This window comes from Streptomyces albicerus (assembly GCF_008905045.1).
GTDB classification, from domain to species: Bacteria; Actinomycetota; Actinomycetes; order Streptomycetales; family Streptomycetaceae; genus Streptomyces; species Streptomyces albicerus.
In genome coordinates this window covers 9103-31890 of sequence record NZ_VWMY01000031.1, presented here as the reverse complement: position 1 = coordinate 31890, position 22788 = coordinate 9103, and the positions used below count along the sequence as shown (strand labels likewise).

Genomic DNA, 22788 nt, shown 5'->3' with positions numbered 1-22788 from the left:
GCTCCAAGCTCTGGATTCCAGCGTAGGGCCCTTGTCCCACAAGGGATTTCCGTGAGGTTTCGCCTCCGCTAACCGGGCGAACCGACGCGTACCGAAGGGGCATTGTCAGTGGCGGACGGCAAGCTGGACCCAGCGCCACCGCTGTGCGGCGGCGTGCGAGCCCTGACCGCTGCAGCACCGCAGCGCAGTAGCCGAGCCGAACCGGGAGCCGTCCGATGCCGACCGCCGTACTGACCGATCACGAACGCACCGCAGTGCAGGCGTATCTGCGCCTGCTGCAGACGGTACGAGCCGCGATGGACGCCGCGCCCGGCACGGGCCGACCACCCGTCGTGCCGCCCGCCGCTCTCGCGGAGGCGGAGCGCGCGCTGGCCGCGGCCGGGCTCGCGGGCAACGAGGAGGCGTTCTTCAGGCTGCTGCACACCTGGTGCCCGGAGGCGGGATGAGCCTCCGTCAGTCCTTCGGCGGAGGCGAGGTGGGTTCCCGTCACCCGTTCCCCGGGGGCGGGGCGAGTCCGCGTCACGCTTTCGCCGCGGCCGGCGTGAGTCTCCGCCGACCGGCGCCCGAAGACCCGCTCAGCCCTGTCCGTGCGGCACGGTCATCGAGGTCGCCACGAGGCCCCGGCTCACCGTCCAGCGGCCCTCGAAGTGGGCGATGCGACGGCCGTCCACCACCGGACCGGGTACGAGGAGTCCGGCGCGCAGGCCGCCGGACGTGGTGTGTCCGGGATCCATGAAGATCTCGATGTCCGCCTCGGCGAAGTCGAGCCACTTCCCGGTGAGGGGGAACCACGCCTTGTAGACCGACTCCTTGGCGCTGAACAGGAGCCGGTCCCAGTGGACGCCGGGGTGTTCCCCGGCGAGACCGCGCAGCCGCCGATCCTCGTCGGGGAGCGCCACGGCGGGCAGCACGTTCTGCGGGAGCGGCAGGTGGGGCTCCGCATCGATGCCGAGCGAGGCGAGGTCGGTGGCACGGGCCAGCGCCGCGGCGGCGTAGCCCTCGCAGTGCGTCATGCTGCCGATCAGCCCGGCGGGCCACTGCGGGGCTCCCTGGTGACCGGGCAGTACGGCCTGGGGAGGCACGCCGAGCTTCTCCATGGCACGCCGGGCACAGCCGCGTACGAGGGTGAACTCGCGGCGCCGTTTCTCGATGGAGCGCGCGATCAGCGCCTGTTCCTCGGGATACAGCTCGGGGTACAGCGTCGTGCCCTCGGCTCGCTCGTCACCGTGTGTCTCCACGGCCACGACCGACTCCGGGAGCAACTCCTCGATCACCGGGTCCGACCTCCATCGGCAGAATGCGGCGCAGCTTGCCAGGTGGTTCCGAGCGCTTGCGCCACTCTCGGGGGTAACCCACCGACACCTCTTCGAAGCGGACGCCGTCGAGCCAGGTGGTGCGGGGAATGTGCAGGTGCCCGTAGACCATGGCGGCCACGCGGTACGTACGGTGCCAGTCCGCGGTGAGCCGGGTGCCGCACCACATGGCGAACTCCGGGTACCAGAGGACCTCCGTCGGGTGCCGGTCCAGCGGGTAGTGGTTGACGAGGACCGTGGGCAGCTCGGCGGGGATCTCCGCGAGCCTGCGCTCGGTCTCGGCCACCCGGGCCCGGCACCAGGCATCGCGGGTCGGGTACGGGTCGGGGTGCAGGAAGTGCTCGTCGGTGCAGACGATGCCGGTCCCGTGGGCGTACTCGAGGCCCTCTTCCTTGGTCGTGCAGCCCGCGGGCAGGAACGAGTAGTCGTAGAGCAGGAAGAGCGGGGCGACGGCGACCGGTCCGCCGGGGCCCTCCCACACCGGGTACGGATCCTCGGGCGTCGTCACGCCCAGCTCGCGGCAGAGCTCCACGAGGTGCTCGTAGCGGGCCACGCCGCGCAGGGTGACGGTGTCCTTGGGGTGGGTCCACAGTTCGTGGTTGCCGGGTGCCCAGATCACCTTGCGGAAGCGGCCGGCGAGGGTTTCGAGGGTCCAGCGGATGTCGGCCACCGTCTCCGCGACGTCGCCGGCCACGAGGAGCCAGTCGTCCTCGGTCTCGGGGCGCATCTTCTCGACGAGGGCGCGGTTCTCGGCGTAACCGATGTGCAGGTCGCTGATGGCCAGCAGCCGGCCCGGTCGGTCAGCCGTCGTCACCCTCGCCCCCTTCCGCGGACCGGACGCCTTTCTCGGCGTGCCCGGATGTGAACACAAGAACCCATGCGGGCTCCACGGTACAAGAGCGGCTTTAGAGGGGTCTCTGAGGATGTGGCTCAGGGTGGTCTTTTGAGTGCGGGTCCGTTGTGGTTGCTCGCGCCCGCGCGGCGGAGCCGCAAATGTCTCAGCCCCGCGCCCCTTATCGGGGCGCCAGGCTGAGACCGCGCTCTCGGCCGTGCTCCGACACGCCCGCGCACACGGCGCCCAAGCGGTGCGCGCGAGCTACCGGGCGACCGCCAAGAACACGAAGGTCAAGGACTTCTGCCCGAGGAACGGCTTCGTCCCGGTGGCGGACGACGGCACGACGCGAACGCCGCTATCCGCGGCCGGTCCGGGATCACCCGCTACGACACCGTGCACGGCAAGTTCACCCTCGACCGCACGCTGAACGGGCAGCGTGTGGTGCTGTCCACTGTGCTGCCCGACCTGGAGCGGTCCGGGCTCGCCGAGATCCAGGAGCCTATCGAGTGCACGTTCGCGGTGGCCTCGCTCGGTCACCGGCCGGTGGAGGCGTTCCGCTCCGTCGGCGGGACCACGATCACGCTGGGGCTCGGAGCCACCGCCGACCGGCCGGCGGTCCGCGACGGGAGGGTCGTCGTCGCTCCGGTGCTGCCGCTGAGCCTCGCGTTCGACCGCCGTGTGATCGACGGCGCCGAGGCGGCGGACGTGCTCGCGGAGATCGAGGAGGGCTTGGAATCCTTCAAGGGAGACGCCGGGGAGACGGGGCTCATGGGTCGTGACGTGCCTCAGGAGCACTGACGGGTACGTCCGGAGATTCTGTAACACGTACGTAGCAGCGGACCGGCCGCGGAAGCCCTATGATCGGCCCTACACAACCGCCACGGACTCCCGTTTTCGAACGGCGGTTTTTGTGTACCCATTTACTCCCTGGCCGGGCACGGCCTGCTTCGCCCTGCCCGCGAACCATGAAAGGCGGCCTGCATGGTCTCTCGCGTACGCGTCTGGCTCAACCGCACGTACGCGGAGAACGTGTTCTTCATGGATCAGCTGCGGCGAAATACCTGTGGCCGCGCCGTCGAGATCCACGCGACGCACGGCGACCCGGACTCGCCCATCCTGGCCGCCGCCGACACCGCCGCGCTGGAGCCCGAGGGACTGTCCCCGGCCGCGTACGTCGAGTACGCGCTCGACCAGTGCGCCCGGCACTCCATCGACGTGTTCGTGCCGGTTCTGCACCAGGCGACCCTGGTCGAGCACCGCGAGGAGTTCGCCGCGGTCGGCACGGCGCTGCTCGCGCCGCCCGCCGAGGCCGTGCACACCTTCCAGGACAAGGTGACCGCGTACGAGGCGGTCAAGGAGATCGGCGTGCCGGTGCCGCCGTGGTGGCGGGTAAGGACCGAGGACGAGCTCGTCGCAGCGGTCGACGCGCTGGAGGCCGCCGGCCACAAGGCGTGCTTCAAGCCCGCCTCCGGAGCGGGCGGCGTCGGCTTCCGGATCATCACGCGCACCCCCTTCTCCCTCATGCACCTCAGCGGCTTCCCCAGCCCGTACGTGCCGTTGGATCTGGTCGTCGAGGCGCTGCGGCAGACCGACGAGCCCGTGGACTGGCTGGTCATGCCGCGTCTGGAGCAGCCGGAGGTGTCCGTGGACTGCCTCACGGGTCCCGACGGGCGGGTACGGATGGCCGTGGGCCGGACCAAGAACGGGCGGCGGCGCGGCTTCACCCTGAACCCCTCGTGGATCGAGCCGTCGCGGCTCCTCGCGGAGTCGTTCGGGCTGCACTATCTGACGAACATTCAGTTCCGGATGCTCGGGGACGAGCCCGTCCTCATGGACGTCAACACGCGCCCGGCGGGCGGCCTGCACCAGCTCTCGCAGTGCGGCGTCAACGCCCCTTGGGCGGCGGTCCGGTTGGCGCTCGGCGAGGAGCCCGGTGAGCTGGTTCCGCCGTTCCTGGGCCAGGACTACACGGTGGTCGCAGGACCTCGTGCGGTACGCCCTGTGTCGTTGCCGCAGCAGCGCGCCGACCTGGACCTCCCCGCACCCGCGCCCGCCCCGGAGCCCGTCGCCGGCGCGCAGACGACACTGTCGACTCAGGCACCTCAGGCGACACAGACTTCGGACAGTCCATTGACAGTCTGATTGGTCCATACCAACTTGGTAACGTGCCACTCCCGTACCCCCCACACGTTCAGGGAGATCGCGTGCGCCTCAGACGTTCCAGACATCGTTTGCTAGCTCTGCTCGCTTCGGCCGCCCTGGCACTCGCCGGGGCGGTCGCCCTGCCCGGCACCGCCCAGGCGGCCAACCTGCTGTCCAACTCCGGCTTCGAGTCGGGCGGCCTCTCCCCCTGGTCCTGCTCGGGCAATCTCGGCTCGGTCGTGTCGAGCCCCGTACACGGGGGCACCAAAGCCCTTGCGGGCGCGGCGAGTTCGAGCGACATCGCCAAGTGCAGCCAGACCGTCTCCGTCCAGCCGAACACCGCGTACCGCCTGACGGGCTGGGTGCGTGGCAGCTACGTCTACCTGGGCGTGGACGGCGGCGCCTCGACCTGGACCCAATCCCCGTCCGCCTACAGCCAGTTGACCGTGTCGTTCACGACCGGCGCCGCGCAGACGAGCGCGACCATCTACACGCACGGCTGGTACGCGCAGGGCACCTACCACGCCGACGACATCAGCCTGGACGGGCCCGGCGGCGGCTCGGACAGCCAGGCGCCGACGGCCCCTTCGAACCTGCGCTCCACCGGGAAGACCTCGTCGAGCGTGTCACTGGCGTGGAACGCGTCGAGCGACAACGTGGGTGTCACCGCGTACGACATCTACAGCGGCTCGAACCAGGTGCTCAGCGTCTCCGGGACGAGCGCCACGGTCAGCGGGCTCTCGCCCAGCACCGCGTACACGTTCACGGTGCGGGCGCGGGACGCGGCGGGGAACCGGTCGGCCGCCTCCAACTCCCTTGCCGTGACGACGAATCCGGGCAGCGGCACGGGTCCCGGCTTCAAGCAGGCCGCGCCCTATCTTTACCTCGGCTGGGGTGACCCGCCGAGCGCCACATCGGTGATGAGCGCGACCGGCGTCAAGTGGTTCACGATGGCGTTCATCCTCTCCTCGGGCGGCTGCAACCCGGCCTGGGACGGGACGCGTCCGCTGACCGGCGGCAACGACCAGTCCGTCATCAACTCCATCCGCTCCGCGGGCGGCGACATCGTCCCGTCCATCGGCGGCTGGAGCGGCAACAAGCTCGGGCCGAACTGCTCGACACCGGAGGCGCTCGCGGGCGCGTACCAGAAGGTGATCGACGCGTACGGGCTGAAGGCGATCGACGTCGACATCGAGAACACGGACGAGTTCGAGAACGAGGTCGTCCAGGACCGCATTCTCAACGCTCTGAAGATCGTCAAGCAGAACAATCCCGGGTTGCGGACGATCATCACCTTCGGTACGTCGACGACCGGCCCGAATTACTGGGGCAACCGGCTGATCGAGCGGGCCTCGGCGCTGAACGCCAACATCGACGTCTTCACCATCATGCCGTTCGACTTCGGCGGCGGCGCGGACATGTACGGCAACACGGTGAACGCCACCGAGGGCCTCAAGACCAAGCTCAAGTCGGCCTTCGGCTGGGACGACGCCACCGCCTACGCGCACATCGGCATCTCCGGCATGAACGGCCTCAGCGACCAGCAGGAGCTCACCTCGCCGGCGACCTGGACACAGATCCGCGACTGGGCGAACTCCCGCCACATCGCCCGGCTCGCCTTCTGGTCGGTCAACCGCGACCGGCCGTGCCCCGGCGGGGGCGTGGTCAGCAACTGCTCCGGCATCAGCCAGAGCAACTGGCAGTTCACGTCCATCACGGCCGGTTTCACCGGCTGACCCGATCCCCCGCGTCGAAAGGCGCAGGCCCAGCATTGAACAGCATCGAAAGGCGCGTGGGGGTGCCCGGTCAGTCGGCCGGGTACCCCCACACCCTTGCCAACTCGGCCAGGCGGGGCGGCAGTTCGGCCTTCGGGTCGGCCGGGCGGGCCTGCTGGATGCGGCCCGACTTGATGGTTTCGCTCCAGTCGCCGAGCTGGGGGCGGAAGGTGCCGTGGTCCTTCTTGCCGTAGTCGAGCATCGTGCTCTCCCAGGGGACGCCGAGGTACCCGCACAGACCGCGTGTGGTCTCCTCCGGGTCGGCGGTGAGGTCCTCGTACGTGATCACGTGGGCGTCGAGGGTGCGGCGGGCCTCCTCGAGTTTCTCGCTGTATTCGAGGACCTCGGTGCAGATCTGTTCGTGGTCCGGGTCGGTGCGGCGTTCGGTGAGCGAGGTGACGACCGCGCCGGGGTGGCGGAGCAGCACGATGTAGCGGGCATTCGGCCAACATCGGTGCAGCCGGGGCCAGATGAGGGTGTTCGGCGGGGTCTTGTCGACGATGATCTCCTTCCCGCTGCGGGTGAGTTCCAGGTGCAGCACCCGGTCCCACAGCGCGTGCTCCAGCTCGTCCTTGTCGAGTGCGAGTGCCCGCATGGCGTCGGCGGTGAAGTCACGCGACAGGTGGACGTGGAGTGTGCGCAGATGCATCTCGTGCGGGGCGCGGACACGGCTGTGGCTGTTCAGCAGGACCCTCAGCAGGGTCGAGCCGGAGCGCACGGAGGAGAGCACGAAGACGGGCGAGTCGACCAGGCGCGGGGCACGCGGGGCGACGTACGAGTCCTCGGTGGTGCGGGGCGCGGGCATGCCGTCGAGGTTCCGGCGCGGCGGGCTCACCGCCTGGGCCATCAGTCTGCCGCGGCGCCTCAGTCCCTTGCCGATCGCGGACATGCGTGGGTCCCGCACGGTGACACCTCTTCTCTTGCTTCGCCTTGCCGCGCCATCCCAGGGGTGCCGGGCGAACTTCAGGTGTCGTGCAGGGAACGAGCCGTGGTCACGGCGGGGCGAAATCCCACCGTGACCAGGCGTCTTACCTCTTTCTTAATTCTTCGTCAGAAGCGGGGGCAGCCCCTCCGATGGCTCAGTCCCTCCGATGGCTCAGTCCTTCCGCCGGGCCAGCCGCAGCGTCTGCACCTCGAAGGGACGCAGGGCGACGGGAACGCTGTTCCCGTCCGTGTCCGCCGTCGTCAGCGGGCGCTCCAGCAGGTCGGTGATCTGCGCTCCGGCCAGCGGGAAGCCCGTGCGCAGGGTGCCCTCCGCGCGGCCGCCGCGGGACTCGTAGAGGCGTACGACGACATCGCCCGAGGCGTCGTCGGCCAGCTTGACCGCTTCGATCGTCACGCCCCCGCCGTCCACGGACACGACCGGTTCCGGGGTGCCCGCCGAATCGGCCACCCGCAGCGGCAGGTTGAGCGCGTAGCCCTCGGCGACCGCGTCCTCGATCGTCGCGCCCGGCAGCAGCGCGTAGGTGAAGCGGTGCCTGCCCTGGTCGGCCTCCGGGTCCGGGATGCGCGGGGCGCGGACCAGGCTGAGGCGGACCGTGGTGGTCGTACCGCCGTCCTCGCGGACGGTGCGGGTGACGTCGTGGCCGTACGTGGAGTCGTTGATGACCGCCACGCCGTAGCCCGGTTCACCGATGTGGACCCAGCGGTGGCCGGAGACCTCGAAGCGGGCCGACTCCCAGGTGGTGTTGGTGTGGGTCGGGCGCTGGACGTGGCCGAACTGGATCTCCGCGGAGGAGTGGGCGGCCCGGACGTCCACCGGGAAGCCCGCCTTGAGGAACTTCTCGGCCTCGTGCCAGTCGATGTCCGTCTCGAAGTCGATACGGGGGCTGCCGGCCCGCAGGCTGATGGTCTGGGTGATCCGCGAGCCCTTCCCGAAGGAGCGCTCCACCCGGATCGCCCCCAAAAGCGGGTCCTCCTCGACCACGGTCACGGACTGAGCGTCCAGCAGGTCCGTGTAGCGGTTCTTGTAGTGCTTGTCGACGTCCCAGGCGTCCCAGTAGTTCGGGAGGTCCGTGTGCAGACGCAGCAGGTTGCCCTTGTCGGCGAGGACCTCGCGGCCGCCGGCCCGCAGATCGCGTACGGAGGCCAGTGTGCCGTCCTCGGCCACCTCGACGCGGACCAGACCGTTGTCGAGGACGCGGCCGGCGACCGTCACCGGCCGGGGTCCCTCACCGGCGCCGAGGGGTGCGCTGCCGTTCGCCGGGACGACGGTGTGGGCCAGGGTGCCGTCGGCGGCCCGTACGACTTCCCGGCGCTCCACCGGGCTCGTGTTGAAGACGTGCGTGCCGCCCGCGCCGAGTGCGGTGACCGCCTCGGCCGTCAGCTCCTCGACCTCCTTCGCCACACGCGCGTACTCGGCCTCCGCCTCCCGGTGCACCCAGGCGATCGAGGATCCGGGCAGGATGTCGTGGAACTGGTGGAGCAGGACCGTCTTCCAGAGCCGGTCGAGCTTCTCGTACGGGTAGGCGTAGCCCGGCGCGTGCAGCGCGGCCGTCGTCGCCCACAACTCGGCCTCGCGGAGCTTGTGTTCGCTCCTGCGGTTGCCCTGCTTGGTGCGGGCCTGCGAGGTGTAGGTGGCCCGGTGCAGCTCCAGGTAGAGCTCGCCGACCCAGACGGGGGCGTCCGGGTACTCCTCGCGGGCCTTGGCGAAGAACTCGTCGGGGTGCTCGACGACGACCTTCGGCGAGCCTTCCAGGTCGGCGAGCCTGCGCGCCCGTTCCATGATCTCGCGGGTCGGGCCGCCGCCGCCGTCGCCCCAGCCGAAGGGTGCCAGCGAGCGCGTCGCGGCGCCCTTCTCCTGGTAGTTGCGCGTCGCGCGGGCCATCTCCTCGCCGCTGAAGCGGGCGTTGTAGGTGTCGACCGGCGGGAAGTGCGTGAAGATCCGAGTGCCGTCGATGCCCTCCCACCAGAAGGTGTGGTGCGGGAACTTGTTGGTCTGGTTCCAGGAGATCTTCTGGGTCAGGAACCATTCGTTGCCCGCCAGCTTGGCGAGCTGCGGGTAGGCCGCGGTGTAGCCGAAGGAGTCCGGCAGCCACACGCCCTTGGTCTCGACGCCGAAGTGCTCGATGAAGAACCGCTTGCCGTGGATGAGCTGGCGGGCCATCGCCTCGCCGCCGGGCAGGTTGCCGTCGGCCTCGACCCACATGCCGCCGACCGGCGCCCACTGGCCCTTCTTGACCGACTCCTGGATGCGGGCCCAGACCTTCGGGTAGTTGTCGCGCACCCACTCGTACTGCTGGGCCTGCGAGCAGGCGAAGATGAAGTCGTCGTACTCGTCGGCGAGCGAGGTGACGTTCGAGAAGGTGCGGGACGTCTTGCGCTTGGTCTCGCGGATCGGCCACAGCCATGCGGAGTCGATGTGCGCGTGGCCGACGCCGGAGACGATGTGGGCGCTGGCGTTGGCGGGCTTGGACAGCGCGGCCTGCAGCGCGGCGCGGACGTCCGCCGCCGTTCCGGAGACGTCGTCCAGGTCCAGCAGGTCGAGCGCCCGGTCCAGGGTGTGCATGATCTCGTGCCGGCGCGGGTCGTGCTCGCCCAGCTCCAGCATCAGTTCACGCAGCACCTGGATGTCCAGGTCGAGGTGCCAGACCTCCTCGTCGAGGACGGCGATGTCGGCGCGCTGGAAGGTGTAGAGCGGCTTGTCGCCGGCGGTGAGGATGTCACCGAGGGGCGTGATCTTGGAGAAGTTGTCGGCGAGGATGTCCGGGTTGGAGGCCGCCTCGACCAGGTAGTCGATCTGCTCGCCGCCGGTGGCGGGGTTGGCGATCGCCACGTACTGGTTGAGCGGGTTGACCGCCTTCAACGGCGTCCCGTCCGTGAGGTGGACCAGCGCCTCGGCCTGGTTGCCGGGCCAGTCGCCCACGAAGCCGAGGTCGATGACGGCCTCGACGCGCTTGCCGGCCCACTCGGCGGGCACCTGTCCGCGCATCCGGAACCAGGTCGTGCCCCAGGGCGGACCCCACGGGGTGTCCATCGCGAAGGGCCGGTACGAGGCCGACGCGGCCTCCTCGAAGGGGACGGGCTCCCCCGGCGCCTGCCAGGCCTCGACCTCGAACGGTACGGAGGCGGCGTAGATCGCGGTCTTGATGCGCTGGTCGTGGACGCGCTGCACGCGCTCTTCGATCCGACGGCGTTCGTCATGCATGGTGCGGGTCTCCTCGGGAGGTTCTGCTTCAGGAGGCTCTACTTCAGGTACGCAAGGCCGGGGTGGGCGTCGGTGTAGCCCTCGACGAGGCGACGGGCGACGTTCACGGAGTCGACGAGCGGGTGCAGCGCGAAGGCCTTCACGGCGGTCGTGCGGGAGCCCGAGTCGGCGGCGGCGAGCACCTCGCGCTCGACCGCCTTCACCGCGCACACCAGGCCGGTCGCATGGTCCGGGAGCGGGTCGACGCCGACCGGGTGCGCTCCGTTGGCGTCGACGAGGCAGGGCACCTCGATGACGGCCTCCGTGTCGAGCACCGAAAGGGTGCCCTGGTTGCGGACGTTGAGGATCAGCGTGGTGCGCTCGTCGCGGGCGATGGCCCGCATCAGGGCGAGCGCCACCTTCTCGTAGCCGCCGGAGAGGTCGTCGGCGTCACGCTCGCCCGCGCCGGCCGTCTCCCGGTTCTCGGACATGTACGTGGCCTCGCGCTCGGCGCGCGTACGGTCCCAGGCGGTGAGCGCGGAGGCGTCCGGGCGCTTCATCTCCTCGTAGAAATGGGCCTGTTGGTCGCGCAGGAAGGCGCCACGGGTCTTCTCGGCCTCGCTGTAGGCGCGGACGGCTTCCCGGTTGAAGTAGTAGTAGTGCAGATACTCGTTCGGGATCGCGCCGAGCGACTGGAGCCACTCGGTGCCGAAGAGCTTGCCCTCCTCGAAGGAGCCGAGGAGGTCCGGGTCGGCGAGCAGCCGCGGGAGTTCGTCACGTCCGGCGACGCGCAGTCCGCGCACCCAGCCGAGGTGGTTGAGGCCGACGTAGTCGATCCAGGCCTCGCGCGGGTCGGCGCCCAGGACACGGGCGATCCGGCGGCCGAGGCCGACCGGCGAGTCGCAGATGCCGATCACACGGTTGCCGAGGTGGCGGGACATGGCCTCGGTGACCAGGCCCGCCGGGTTGGTGAAGTTGATGACCCAGGCGTCGGGCGCGAGCCGGGCCACGCGTTGGGCGATGTCGACGGCGACGGGGACCGTGCGCAGGCCGTACGCGATGCCGCCCGCGCCGACCGTCTCCTGGCCGAGGACGCCCTGGTCCAGGGCGACCCGCTCGTCGGCCGCGCGGCCTTCGAGGCCGCCAACGCGGATCGCGGAGAAGACGAAGTCGGCGCCGCGCAGTGCTTCGTCGAGGTCGGTGGTGGCGGTCACGGAGGGCGCGTCCGGGACGGCCGCGGCCTGCTCGGCGAGGACACGGGCGACGGCGGAGAGCCGTCCCGCGTCCAGGTCGTGCAGCACGACGTCGGTGACGCGGCCCTCGGCGCGGTCACCGAGGAGCGCCCCGTACACGAGCGGCACCCGGAATCCGCCGCCGCCCAGAATCGTCAGCTTCACGCAACTGCCCTTTCGCTGTTCCCCGAGGTCCTGGGACCTGTCGTCACATTCCCGTCCGCCGGGCGACGACAGGCCCTCGGTCCCCCGCGCCCGCCGTTCACGTCAGCACCACGCGCACACCCGCCTCTTCCAGGGCGGCCCGCGTCCCGGCGTCCGCCGGTGCGTTGGTCACCACCACGTCCAGTTCCTCGGGCCCGCAGACCCTCGCCATCCCCGTCCCCGGGAACTTGGCGCGGTCGGCGAGCAGGACGACCCGGTCGGCCGCTTTGATCATGGCGCGCTTCACCGGCACCTCCACGACCGTCGTGTCCATCACCTGCCCGCCGGGCCGCACTCCACTGGTGCCGAGGAAGAGCCAGTCCGCGTGCAACTGACGCAGATTGTCCTCGGTGAGGAAGCCGACCAGCGAGCGGTACTCGCGGCGGACCATGCCGCCGAGCAGCACCAGCTCTATGCCCTCGTCGTCCACGAGCTCCTCGTAGACCACGAGGTTGCTGGTGATCACGGTGATGCGGCGACCGTGCAGCTGCCGGGCCAGCCGGTACGCGGTGGTGCCGATGTCCAGCAGCACGGACTGGCCGTCCTCGACCATCGCCGCCGCGCGCTCGGCTATGGCGTCCTTCTCGGGTACGCGCACCTCGGCGACCTCGGAGAAGGGCTGGTCGCCCTCCTCGACGACCGCCCCGCCGTGCACGCGGGTGAGCAGGCCCTCCTCCTCCAGTTTCAGCAGGTCACGCCGGATTGTGGCGGGGCTCACACCCAGCTGCTCCGAGAGGTCGGTCACGGCCGCGGGGCCGCCGGAGCGCAGGGCCCGCAGGATGAGTTGATGTCGTCGCTCTGCCAGCACACGGTGAACAGTACTCGTCATTGCCGATCATTTCTATGCTCGGTTCTGCTCGACTCTTGCCAAATCAGCCGGATGCGCGCACGATCCTGTGCACCGAAATTGAAGAGTTTTGACGAGAGGATGTGCTCGTGGGCGACGAACGGGCCGACGCGCGGCCCGATGTGCTGCTGACCGGGCTGCTCTTCTACGACCTCGTCCTGACCGGTCTGGGCAAGCCGCCGACCCCCGGCGAGGAGATCTGGACCGACGGGATGGGCACGAGCCCGGGCGGGATCGCGAACCTGGCCGTGGCCGCGGCCCGTTACGGCCTGAAGACCTCCCTGGCCACGGTGTTCGGCGACGACTACTACGGCGCGTACTGCCGTGAGGTTCTCGCAGGGCAGGAGCACGTCGACCTCTCGCTCTCCCGTACGGCGGACGGCTGGCACACTCCGGTCACCGTATCGCTCGCCCACGGCCACGACCGGGCCCTGGTCACCCATGGCCAGGAGCCTCCGTACTCGCAGGACGCGCTGATGGGCGACCCGCCCGACGCGCGCACGGCCCTCGTGCACATCGAGGCCGAGCCCCGCGAGTGGCTCGCCAAGGCGGCCGCGAACGGTACGAGGATCTACGCGGACGTCGGCTGGGACCCCACCCAGCAGTGGTCCTCGGCCCTCCTCGACCAGCTCGCCCTGTGCCACGCCTTCCTCCCGAACGAGACCGAGGCGACGGCCTACACCCGCACCGACACCGCGGCCGACGCGCTCACCAAGCTCTCCGAGCTGGTGCCGGTGGCCGTGGTCACGCGGGGCGGCGACGGCGCGCTCGCCGTCGACCAGACGACGGGCGAGTACGCGGACGTACCCGCCCTCCCCACCGACGTCCTGGACGCGACGGGTGCCGGAGACGTCTTCGGCGCGAGCTTCGTCGCGGCCTCGCTCGGCGGCTGGCCCCTCGAGGAGCGGCTGCGCTTCGCGGTGCTCGCCGCCGGACTGTCCGTACGGCGGCACGGCGGGGCCCTGGCCGCGCCCGGCTGGTACGGCGTCCACGCGTGGTGGCAGACCGTCGAGGACCCGGAACTGCGGCGTGCGTACGGCTTCCTGGCCGACCGCCTGCCCGCGGACCCGGGCCCTCCGGTCCGCCGCGCCCCGGTGACCCCGCCCGACCCCACACGGCAGTACTGACATCCCCCACGCGAAGACCGAACACATGCGAAAGGCGGTGGGAGCTGTGCGGCTCTCACGAAGGGGCCTGCTCCGTGCCGGGCTGGCCGGTACGGCCGCCACGGCGCTCGGCGGCCTGGCCACTGGCTGCGCCGTCCCGACCGGCTCCACCGGGCGGAACATGGTCCTGTGGTACTGGAGCGGCGGGCTGAGCCCCAAAGTCGTCCAGGACGCGAAGGCCCGCTACGACAGCGCGGTGAATCTGCAGGCCATCCAGATCGGCGGTTACTACCGTTCGAAGCTGATGACCACGATGACCGGGCGCGCCCACGTCCCGGACATCGTCGGGCTCAAGGGCGAGGACATGGCCTCGTATCTGCCGAACGCCGACCAGTTCGTGGACCTGCGCACACTCGGTGCCGACAAGCTCAAGGACCAGTACCTGCCCTGGAAGTGGGACGAGGGCATCGCCGAGGACGGCTCGATGGTGGGCTTCCCGATCGACTGCGGTCCGGTCGCGCACTACTACCAGCCGGCCACGTTCGAGAAGGCCGGACTGCCGTACGAGCCGGCGGACGTCTCCGAGGAGCTGGACACCTGGGAGAAGTTCATGGCGGCCGGCGAGCAGCTCAAGAAGCGTGTGCCCGGCGCGTTCATCCTCACGGACGCCCTCAGCATCTACGGCATCTCGGTCAACCAGACGACCAAGCGGTTCGTCGACAAGGACCGGAACTTCATCGGCGACCAGGAGCATGTGCGCACCGCCTGGGACCGGGCCGTCGAGGCCACCCGCCGCGGACTGGTCTCGAAGATCATCAACGGCACGCCGGACAATATCTCCGCCACGGAGAGGGGCCTGCTGCCCAGCCAGCTGAACGCCTCCTGGGCGGCCGGCGACATCAAGCTCAACACCCCGAAGACCAAGGGCAAGTGGCGGGTGGCCAACTGTCCCGGCGGGCCGTCGAACATCGGCGGCTCGTTCCTGGCGATCACCAAGGCGTGCCGGGAGCCGGAGAAGGCCTTCGAGATGATCACCTGGATGCTCAACGCGGACAACCAGGCCCAGGGCTTCGTCGACTCCGTGCTCTTCCCGTCGACCCCGGCCTCGTACGACCTGAAGAAGCTGCGCGAGCCGGACCCGTTCTTCGGCGACCAGATCACCATGGACGTCTTCGGTCCGGCGGCGGAGAAGATCCCGATCGCCTACAACAGCCCGTACGACGTCGCGCTGAAGACCCCGATCGACGACGAACTGAAGAACTTCTCCGTCCTCGGCAAGGACCCGGAGAAGGCCTGGAAGGACGCCATGCGCAAGTGCCGGCGTATCGCCGACCACCTGGGGGTGAGCTACTGATGGCTACCGCACCCGTGCTGGAGACACCCTCGCCGCCCGTGACCGAGCCGCCCGCCGCCCACCCCAAGAAGGGCATCCGGAGCTACTGGCGGCTGTACGCCGCGATCTCGCCCTTCTACCTGCTGTTCCTGGCCTTCGGACTGATCCCGGTCGGCTTCTCGCTGTATCTGTCGTTCCATCGCTGGGACGGACTCGGCTCGATGGAGTTCGCCGGTCTCTCGCAGTACCGCTATCTGATCTCCGACACCCAGTTCTGGGACTCGATCGGGAACACGCTCATCATCTGGGCACTGGCCACCATCCCGATGATCTTCCTCGCGATGGTCACGGCCGTGATGCTCAACTCGGCGGTCCGCTTCAAGAACCTCTACCGCTTCGCCTTCTTCCTGCCGAACGTCACCTCGATCGTGGCGGTCGCGATCATCTTCGGCTCGGTCTTCTCCACCAACTTCGGCCTGGCGAACGCCCTTTTGCAGGCCGTCGGCCTGGACCAGGTGGCATGGCTGAACACCCCCTGGGGCATCAAGGTCGCCATCGCGACGCTCATGACCTGGCAGTGGACCGGCTACAACGCGATCATCTTCCTCGCAGGCCTGCAGACGATCCCGGGTGAGCTGTACGAGGCGGCGCGCATGGACGGCGCCGGGCCCGTGCAGACCTTCTTCCGCATCACGCTGCCGATGATGCGCCCCGTGCTGCTCTTCGTGCTCGTCATCTCGACCGTCACCGGACTGCAGACCTTCTCCGAGCCACAGGTGCTGCTGCAGACCACCGACAACAACTCGTCGTTCGCGGGCGGTCCGGGCCACTCCGGCCAGACCATGGTCCTCTACTTCTTCCAGCAGACCTTCGACAACAACGACTTCGGCTACGGCGCCGCCGTGGCCTGGGGCATCTTCCTCGTCGTCATCATCTTCTCGATCATCAACTGGCGCCTGGTGCAGCGCCGGGGCGAAGACTAGGGAGGCCCCGTCACCATGGCATCCATCAAGTTCGGTACACGTTCCGGCAAGCTCGGTACACGTTCCGGCCGGGGCATCAAGGGCAACCAGCGCAGGGGCATCGCCCTCCACTTCTCCCTGATCATCGGCCTGTTGCTCTCGGTCTTCCCGTTCTACTGGGCCGTGATCATGTCGACGCACTCGTCGACCGAGATCTTCTCCTACCCGCCGAAGCTGCTGCCGGGCTCGCACTTCCTCGAGAACGTCCGGAATCTCTTCGACAACATCGACTTCTTCGGGTCGATGTTCAACTCACTGCTCGTCGCGACCTCGGTGACCTTCCTTGTCCTGTTCTTCGACTCGCTGGCCGCGTTCGTCTTCGCCAAGTTCCAGTTCCCGGGCCGCCGGGTGCTGTTCGCGGGGATGATGGCGATCTTCATGGTGCCGGCGCAGCTCCAGGCCATCCCCCAGTTCGTGATCATGGCGAAGATCGGCTGGATCGGCTCGATGACCGCGCTGATCGTGCCGGCCGCCGCGAACGCGTTCGGCATCTTCTGGATGCGGCAGTACATGAAGAGCGCGATCCACGACGAACTGCTCGACGCCTCGAAGATCGACGGGGCGAGCTTCCTGCGCCAGTACTGGCACGTGGCCCTGCCCGTCGTCCGTCCCGGTCTCGCCTTCCTGGGCATCTTCACCTTCATGGGCCAGTGGAACGACTACGCCTGGCCGTTGATCGCCCTGACCAACCCGGACAACGTGACCCTCCAGGTCGCCCTGTCCCAGCTCAACGGCGTCCACGGCACGACCGACTACGGAATGGTCATGACCGGCGCGCTCCTCGCGCTGATCCCCCTGCTCATCGTGTTCGCGATCGGCGCCAAGCAGATCATCGCGGACCTCGGCAAGGGAGCCATCCGCTGATGCGACGCGATCACCTGATCGCCCTCCGCCCCTGGGAGACACCCGAGGTGACCTCCTGGGGGCGACTGCCCATGAACGCGGTGGACCGGCGGTCCGGCGCACTGTCCCTGGACGGCTCCTGGCACTTCCAGCTGCTGTCCTCCCCCAGCGGGTGCTCAGGCGAGTGGACGCGGATCGAGGTGCCGGGCGCCTGGACGATGCAGAGCGCCGACGACCTGCCGCAGTACACCAACGTCCGGATGCCGTGGGACGAGTTCCCGCCCGCCTCGCCCGCCGCGAATCCGACGGGCATATACGAGCGTTCCGTGGACATCCCCGCCGAGTGGGCCGGACGCCGCATCGTGCTCCAGGTGGGCGCGGCCGAGAGTGTGCTCCTCGTCCATGTGAACGGCAAACCGGTCGGCATCTCCAAGGACTCCCACCTCGCGGCCGAGTTCGACCTCTCCGACGTCGTACGCCCCGGGGACCCGGCCACCGTACGGTTCACCGTCGTCAAGTGGTCCGACGCCTCGCACATCGAGGACCAGGACCAGTGGTGGCACGCAGGCATCACCCGCTCGGTGCTGCTGTACGCCACCGACCCGCTGCATCTCGCGGACGTGACCGTACGGGCGCGGCGGGACGGGCGGCTGCGGGTCGACTGCCAGGTGCGGAACGCGTCGGGGGCGTTGCCTGAGGGCTGGTACGTCACGGGGGCACTGGAGGGTCAACTCCTCGTCCAGGACACCGAGTTCGACCGGCTCAACGCCGAGGACGAGCGGGTGTCCGACTTCCTCGGCGAGGCCCGGCTGCGGACCACCGTACGGGACGTACGCGCGTGGACCGCCGAGACCCCCGAGCTGTACGACCTGACCGTGCGGCTGCACCGCGCCGACGGCTCGGTCGCCGACACCTCGCACCACCACGTCGGGTTCCGGGACGTCGAGATACGCGGTCGGGATCTGCTCGTCAACGGCCAACGCGTCTTCATCCGGGGCGTGAACCGGCACGACTTCCACCCGCTGACCGGACGCACGGTCACGGCGGACGACATGCGCGCGGACCTGGTCGTCATGAAGCGCTTCGGCTTCAACGCGATCCGTACCGCCCACTACCCGAACGATCCGACGCTCCTCGACCTCGCCGACGAGCTGGGCTTCTACGTCGTGGACGAGGCGAACATCGAGTCGCACGACCACGCCCACGAGATCGCCGACGACCCCCGCTATCTGGGCGCCTTCGTCGACCGCGTCTCACGCATGGTGCTCCGCGACAAGAACCACCCGGCCGTCATCATCTGGTCGCTCGGCAACGAGTCCGACTACGGGGCGAACCATGACGCGGCGGCGGGCTGGGTCCGCCGGCACGACCCCACCCGGCCCCTGCAGTACGAGGGCGCGGCCAAGCTCGACTGGGCCGACGAGACGGTCGCCTCGGACATCGCCTGCCCGATGTACGCGCCGATCGAGGACTGTGTCACGCACGCCCTGTCCGGGAAGCAGACCAAGCCGCTCATCCAGTGCGAGTACTCGCACGCCATGGGCAACAGCAACGGCACGCTCGCCGACACCTGGTCCGCCATCGAGTCAACCCCGGGACTTCAGGGTGGTTTCATCTGGGAGTTCTGGGACCACGGCATTCTCCAGCGTGTGAACGACGGAAGACCGGCCGGACGCGCGGGCGTCGGCCTGTACGACAACGGTGTCGCCGCGCCCGGCCACCGCTGGGCCTACGGCGGCGACTTCGGCGAGACCATCCACGACGGGGCGTTCATCGCCGACGGCGTGGTGTTCCCGGACCGCACGCCCAAGCCCGTGATGTACGAGCACCGGGAGATCGCGGCGCCCGTACGTCTGACCTATGACCAGGGCGTCCTCCTGGTCCACAACCGGCAGCACTTCCGGGGCCTGGAGTGGCTGGCCGCCGAGTGGCGTCTCGTGCGCGCCGACGGCGGTACGGAGAGCGCGCCGGCCGAGCTGCCCGACGTACTGCCGGGCGAGTCGGCGGTGGTGCCCGTACCGTTCCCGCTTCCCGAGTCCCCCGCGGGTGAGGTCTGGCTGACGCTGCGGGTCACGACCGCGGACGACGAGGCATGGGCCGCGCGCGGCACGGAGGTGTGTCTGCCCCAGGTCCGGCTCAGTGCGGCGGTCGCCGACTCCTCGCCGGAGCCCGCGTCCGGTCCGGCCGTCACGGTGGACGAGGACGCGCTGCTCGTGCATCCGCTGCTGACCGCCGCGCCCGTGCTCTCGCTCTGGCGGGCGCCCACCGACAACGACGAGATCGGCGGCATGGCGGCCCGCTGGCGCGACTGGGGGCTCGACACGCTCGTACGCAAGGTCGTGGACGTGCGCCGGGAAGGCGGCCGGATCGTCGTGGCCGCCGAGTACGCGACCGGGGCCGGGCCCGTGCGCCACGAGCAGGTGTTCACCCCGGTCGCCGGCGGCCTCCGTGTCGCGGAGACGGCCGAACTGCCGGAGGGGCTCGACGACGTGGCGCGGGTCGGCACGGTCTTCGAGACGGTCGCCGGCCTCGATGTCCTGGACTGGTACGGGCAAGGCCCCTGGGAGTCCTATCCGGACCGCAGCTCGGGCGCGCCCGTGGGGCATCACTCGCTCGCCGTGGACGAGCTGTTCACTCCTTATCTGCGGCCGCAGGAGAGCGGCGGCCGGCACGGTGTGCGCCGGTTCACGCTGTCGGCGCCGGACGCCACGGGGCTGACCGTGGAGCTCGGGGCGCCGAGCCAGGTCTCCGTCAACCGGTACCGCGCGGAGGACCTCGCCGCCGTCGCGCACCACGACGAGTTGGCGGCGCGGTCCGGCTGCGTCGTGCACATCGACGCCGCGCACCGCGGGCTCGGCACGGCGTCGTGCGGGCCCGACACCTCGGCGCAGTACCTCGTCGCGCCGGGCACCCACCGTTGGGTCTGGACCCTGCGCGTGCTCTGACCCCGGGCCCCGGGCCCAGGCCCCGGCCACGCAACCCCCTTCACGCCGCCCCCCTCATAACGCCGCCCCCCATCACGCCCCCTTCCGCGCATACCACTTCACGGAGCAGACGTGTGCAATTCGCATGAGCACGACCCGGCGGCCGAGGCCGAGCAGGCCGGCGCCGGCAGACGGAACTTCCTGCGGGCGACCGCGCTGATCGGTGCGGCCACGGCGGCGGTCGCGCTGCCGACCGCCGCCGCGCAGGCGGCGCCACAGGCGTCGCCCGCCTCAAAGGTCCGCTGGAGACCCGACACCGACAGCAGCCGCTTCACGTTCGTCGTGATGCCCGACACGCAGTACCTCTTCGACGGGGCGAGCATCAACCCCGCCCCGATCGAGGCGTCGCTGCGCTACATCCTGGAGCAGGGGAAGGACGAGAACATCGTCTTCCTCTCGCACCTGGGCGACCTCACGGAGAACGGCGCGCAGACCGAAGTCGCCGCGGCGAGCAAGGCGTTCGAGCTGCTCGACCGGCGGGGTGTGGGCTACAGCGTCCTGGCGGGCAACCACGATGTGAAGTCGTCCACGGACGACCAGCGGGGCCCGACCCCGTATCTGGAGGCCTTCGGCCCGCAGCGGTTCAAGGGCAGGCCCACCTTCGGCGGCGCCTCGCCGGACGGCTACAACACCTTCCACGTCTTCAAGGCCGCAGGCCGCGAGTGGCTCGTCCTCGCCCTTGACTGGCGGCTGTCCGCGAAGGGGTACGCATGGGCCAAGGACGTCATCGCGCAGCACCCGAAGACGCCGGTCATCCTCACCACCCATGAACTGCTCTACGAGGACGACACCCTCTCCACGTACGGACAGCAGCTGTGGGACCGGCTGGTCAAGGAGCACGACCAGATCTTCCTCACGCTCAACGGGCACAACTGGCCGGCCGGCCGCGCCGTGCGCAAGAACGCGGCCGGGAACGACGTCCACCTGCACCTGACGAACTATCAGAACCGTTACTACGGCGGCGCCGCGATGATCCGCCTGTACCGTTTCGACCTCGACCGGGACACCATCGACGTCGAGACGATCTCGCCGTGGATCCTGGGCCGGGCGGGCGACGGCCTCAACGAGCTGGAGCGGCAGGAGATCGAACTGTCCGGCCCCGAGGACCGGTTCTCGGTGGCCATCGACTTCGAGAAGCGCTTCGCCGGCTTCGCCCCGGTGCCTCCGCGGGCGTCCCGTCCCGCCTCCGAGATGCTGGTGCGGGGAACTCTCGCGTACTGGCGCTTCGATGGACACAAAGAGGGCGCGGCCATGGACGGCACCGTCCGCGACCTCTCCGGGCGCGGCAACGACCTGACCATGGTCAAGGTGGCCGACGGCTCGCTCACCTGGTCCTCGGAACACCACCCCGACCAGCCGGGGCACGGCAGCCTGTTCTTCCACGGCGACAAGTCGCCTCTGCGGGGCGCCTATCTGCGGACCGTCGAGAACGCGCCGCTCAACTCGGCCACCTTCCCCCGCGGTTACACCTTCGAGGCCTTCTACCAGCTGCCAGCGGACTGGAACGCGTCCCGTAACGCCTGGTCGGGCCTGATCAGCCGCACCGGTACGGGCGGGGCTGCGGGCAAGACGGAGGGCGACCCGGACGAGCCGCTCGCCACCCTGTCGCTGTCGGACGGACCCGGCCCGCAGTGGGCGGTACGGCCCCTCAACCAACAGGGCATCGCCACCAACTGGGGCGACGAGACGGCCCGGGAGGTGTGGTGGCACGTCGCCGTCGTCAACGACGGCTCGCACACCACGCTGTACGTCCAGGGGTGCCCCGTCGCCCGCAACCCCACCGCACGCTCGGTCGGGCTCACCTCGCTCGGCCTGCCGTGGCTGCTCGGCGGCTACGAGTACGCGGGCAGGATCGACCAGATCCTCAACGGCAGGCTCGGTGACGTGCGGATCGTCGAACGCGCCCTGCCCGTCACCTCGTTCATGAACCACTGACACATCGAGCTCAGAGGGACCCACCAGACCATGACCGAGCAGCAGCTGCCCGCCTGGGCCGATCCGTCCGTCTCCCCCACCGCCCTCGACCCGCAGGGCCTCTCCAGACGTCAACTCATGTGCCGCGCAGGCCTGTTCGGCGCCGCCTTCGCGGCCGGTTCGCTGGCCACACCCGCCGCGGCAGGCACCCGAGGGTACGGCGGCGACGACCCCCGTCTCGCCTATCTCGTCGGCGACCACCACGTCCACTCCGTCTACAGCCACGACGCGAAGTACACCTTCGACCAGGTCGCGCAGGCCGGCGCCGAGTACGGCCTCGACTGGATGGTGTTCAACGAGCACTCCAACGTCGGGCACGCCAAGTACGGCGCGCAGCTGGAGCACAAGGAGATCCTCAAGGCACGCGCCGCGAACCCGCGTCAGCTGATCTTCCAGGGCCTGGAGTGGTACATCCCCGGCGCCGAGCACTGCACGATCTTCGCGGCACCCGGCCGCCACGAGGTGGACCTGCTCACGAAGTTCGAGCTCGCCTACGACGGCAAGCTGCTCGGCTACACGGCCGGCGGCCCCACCCACCCCGACACCCCGCGCAACGAGGCGCACGCCGTCAAGGCCATCAAGTGGCTGGCCGCGCAGCGCCGTTCGGGCTATGTGGACGACGTGCTGGTCTTCGCCAACCACCCGTCCCGCCTGGGCATCGACTCCCCGCACGAGATGCGGGGCTGGCGGGACGCGGCCCCCGAGATCATGATCGGCATGGAGGGCGCGCCCGGTGCGCAGGGCGGCGCCATCCCCGGCTGGCGCGGCCCCACGTCCATACGCGGCGAGTACGAGAACAAGCCCTCGGAGAACTCCTGGCCCGGCTATCCGGCGGACGCGTACGTCACGTACGGCGGCTTCGACTGGATGACGGCGACCGTCGGCGGCATGTGGGACGCGATGCTCGCCGAGGGCAGGCTGTTCACGATCACCACCAACTCCGATGTGCACCGCGTGGTGTTCGACACCTGGAAGAACGGCGACTGGCTGCCCGGCCAGAACTTCGACAACACCGGCCGGCTGCCCGACCCGGTGAACACCACCGAACCGCA

Annotated in this window: 17 protein-coding genes; 11 read left to right on the top strand and 6 right to left on the bottom strand. The window is 69.8% G+C overall.

Features of this window, described 5'->3' with window-relative positions; all coding sequences use genetic code 11:
- Positions 1–215 precede the first annotated feature (215 nt).
- Positions 216–446, top strand: a complete 231-nt coding sequence (locus GAS53_RS27270) for a hypothetical protein (protein WP_151480368.1) — start codon at positions 216–218, stop codon at positions 444–446.
- A 129-nt stretch (positions 447–575) separates the two neighbouring features.
- On the opposite strand, the gene GAS53_RS27265 is transcribed toward GAS53_RS27270, so the two are convergent.
- Positions 576–1274, bottom strand: a complete 699-nt coding sequence (locus GAS53_RS27265; RefSeq protein ID WP_151480367.1) for a 4'-phosphopantetheinyl transferase family protein — start codon at positions 1272–1274, stop codon at positions 576–578.
- Entirely contained in the window at positions 1222–2127 is a 906-nt protein-coding gene (locus GAS53_RS27260) for a metallophosphoesterase family protein (RefSeq protein WP_151480366.1), read from the bottom strand. Before GAS53_RS27260 ends, GAS53_RS27265 begins: the two co-directional genes overlap by 53 nt.
- A 414-nt stretch (positions 2128–2541) precedes the next feature.
- On the opposite strand from GAS53_RS27260, the gene GAS53_RS27255 reads away from it, so the two are divergent.
- The 3 genes from GAS53_RS27255 (at position 2542) to GAS53_RS27245 (ending at position 6026) form a co-directional block, all read left to right on the top strand.
- Positions 2542–2946 carry a 2-oxo acid dehydrogenase subunit E2 gene (locus tag GAS53_RS27255; protein WP_225859106.1) on the top strand — a complete coding sequence of 135 codons (405 nt, stop codon included), beginning with the start codon at positions 2542–2544 and terminating at the stop codon, positions 2944–2946.
- A 183-nt stretch (positions 2947–3129) separates the two neighbouring features.
- Entirely contained in the window at positions 3130–4290 is a 1161-nt protein-coding gene (locus GAS53_RS27250; protein ID WP_151480364.1) for an ATP-grasp domain-containing protein, read from the top strand.
- Between the two features lie 62 nt (positions 4291–4352).
- Positions 4353–6026, top strand: coding sequence for a carbohydrate binding domain-containing protein (locus GAS53_RS27245; RefSeq protein ID WP_151480363.1), 1674 nt, complete (start codon positions 4353–4355; stop codon positions 6024–6026).
- A gap of 70 nt (positions 6027–6096) precedes the next feature.
- Here the strand turns inward: GAS53_RS27245 and GAS53_RS27240 are convergent, their stop codons facing one another.
- The 4 genes from GAS53_RS27240 to GAS53_RS27225 all read right to left on the bottom strand — a co-directional run bounded on the left by GAS53_RS27240 (position 6097) and on the right by GAS53_RS27225 (position 12435).
- On the bottom strand, positions 6097–6969 hold the full coding sequence (locus tag GAS53_RS27240) for a sulfotransferase family protein (protein ID WP_225859105.1): 873 nt from the start codon (positions 6967–6969) through the stop codon (positions 6097–6099).
- A 192-nt stretch (positions 6970–7161) separates the two neighbouring features.
- The gene (locus tag GAS53_RS27235) at positions 7162–10212 is read right to left on the bottom strand and encodes an alpha-mannosidase (RefSeq protein WP_151480362.1); all 3051 of its coding nucleotides are present in this window, start codon (positions 10210–10212) and stop codon (positions 7162–7164) included.
- Between the two features lie 38 nt (positions 10213–10250).
- A complete protein-coding gene (locus tag GAS53_RS27230) occupies positions 10251–11588 on the bottom strand; it encodes a 6-phospho-beta-glucosidase (RefSeq protein ID WP_151480361.1) in 1338 nt (445 codons plus the stop codon).
- Between the two features lie 97 nt (positions 11589–11685).
- Complete coding sequence (locus GAS53_RS27225; protein ID WP_151480360.1) at positions 11686–12435, bottom strand: DeoR/GlpR family DNA-binding transcription regulator; 750 nt, start codon at positions 12433–12435, stop codon at positions 11686–11688.
- Between the two features lie 128 nt (positions 12436–12563).
- Between GAS53_RS27225 and GAS53_RS27220 the strand changes: the two genes are divergently transcribed.
- The 7 genes from GAS53_RS27220 to GAS53_RS27190 form a co-directional block, all read left to right on the top strand.
- Positions 12564–13601, top strand: a complete 1038-nt coding sequence (locus tag GAS53_RS27220) for a carbohydrate kinase family protein (RefSeq protein WP_151480359.1) — start codon at positions 12564–12566, stop codon at positions 13599–13601.
- A 46-nt stretch (positions 13602–13647) separates the two neighbouring features.
- Positions 13648–14934 carry an ABC transporter substrate-binding protein gene (locus tag GAS53_RS27215; RefSeq protein WP_151480358.1) on the top strand — a complete coding sequence of 429 codons (1287 nt, stop codon included), beginning with the start codon at positions 13648–13650 and terminating at the stop codon, positions 14932–14934.
- Entirely contained in the window at positions 14934–15896 is a 963-nt protein-coding gene (locus GAS53_RS27210; RefSeq protein WP_151480357.1) for a carbohydrate ABC transporter permease, read from the top strand. The genes GAS53_RS27215 and GAS53_RS27210 overlap by 1 nt, the downstream gene beginning before the upstream one ends.
- Before the next feature lie 15 nt (positions 15897–15911).
- Positions 15912–16799 (top strand): carbohydrate ABC transporter permease, encoded by an 888-nt coding sequence (locus tag GAS53_RS27205; protein WP_151480356.1) that lies wholly within the window; start codon positions 15912–15914, stop codon positions 16797–16799.
- A complete protein-coding gene (locus GAS53_RS27200) occupies positions 16799–19723 on the top strand; it encodes a glycoside hydrolase family 2 TIM barrel-domain containing protein (RefSeq protein ID WP_151480355.1) in 2925 nt (974 codons plus the stop codon). The genes GAS53_RS27205 and GAS53_RS27200 overlap by 1 nt, the downstream gene beginning before the upstream one ends.
- A 111-nt stretch (positions 19724–19834) precedes the next feature.
- The gene (locus tag GAS53_RS27195; RefSeq protein WP_151480354.1) at positions 19835–21697 is read left to right on the top strand and encodes a LamG-like jellyroll fold domain-containing protein; all 1863 of its coding nucleotides are present in this window, start codon (positions 19835–19837) and stop codon (positions 21695–21697) included.
- A gap of 30 nt (positions 21698–21727) precedes the next feature.
- Positions 21728–22788, top strand: a 1061-nt coding sequence (locus GAS53_RS27190; protein WP_192583303.1) for a PHP domain-containing protein, incomplete at its 3' end; no start/stop codon positions are given.

Coding starts and splice junctions, on each gene's coding strand:
- GAS53_RS27210 (WP_151480357.1), top strand. CDS start 14,934: ATGGCTACCGCACCCGTGCTGGAGACACCCTCGCCGCCCGTGACCGAG.
- GAS53_RS27205 (WP_151480356.1), top strand. CDS start 15,912: ATGGCATCCATCAAGTTCGGTACACGTTCCGGCAAGCTCGGTACACGT.
- GAS53_RS27270 (WP_151480368.1), top strand. CDS start 216: ATGCCGACCGCCGTACTGACCGATCACGAACGCACCGCAGTGCAGGCG.
- GAS53_RS27235 (WP_151480362.1), bottom strand. CDS start 10,212: ATGCATGACGAACGCCGTCGGATCGAAGAGCGCGTGCAGCGCGTCCAC.
- GAS53_RS27250 (WP_151480364.1), top strand. CDS start 3,130: ATGGTCTCTCGCGTACGCGTCTGGCTCAACCGCACGTACGCGGAGAAC.
- GAS53_RS27200 (WP_151480355.1), top strand. CDS start 16,799: ATGCGACGCGATCACCTGATCGCCCTCCGCCCCTGGGAGACACCCGAG.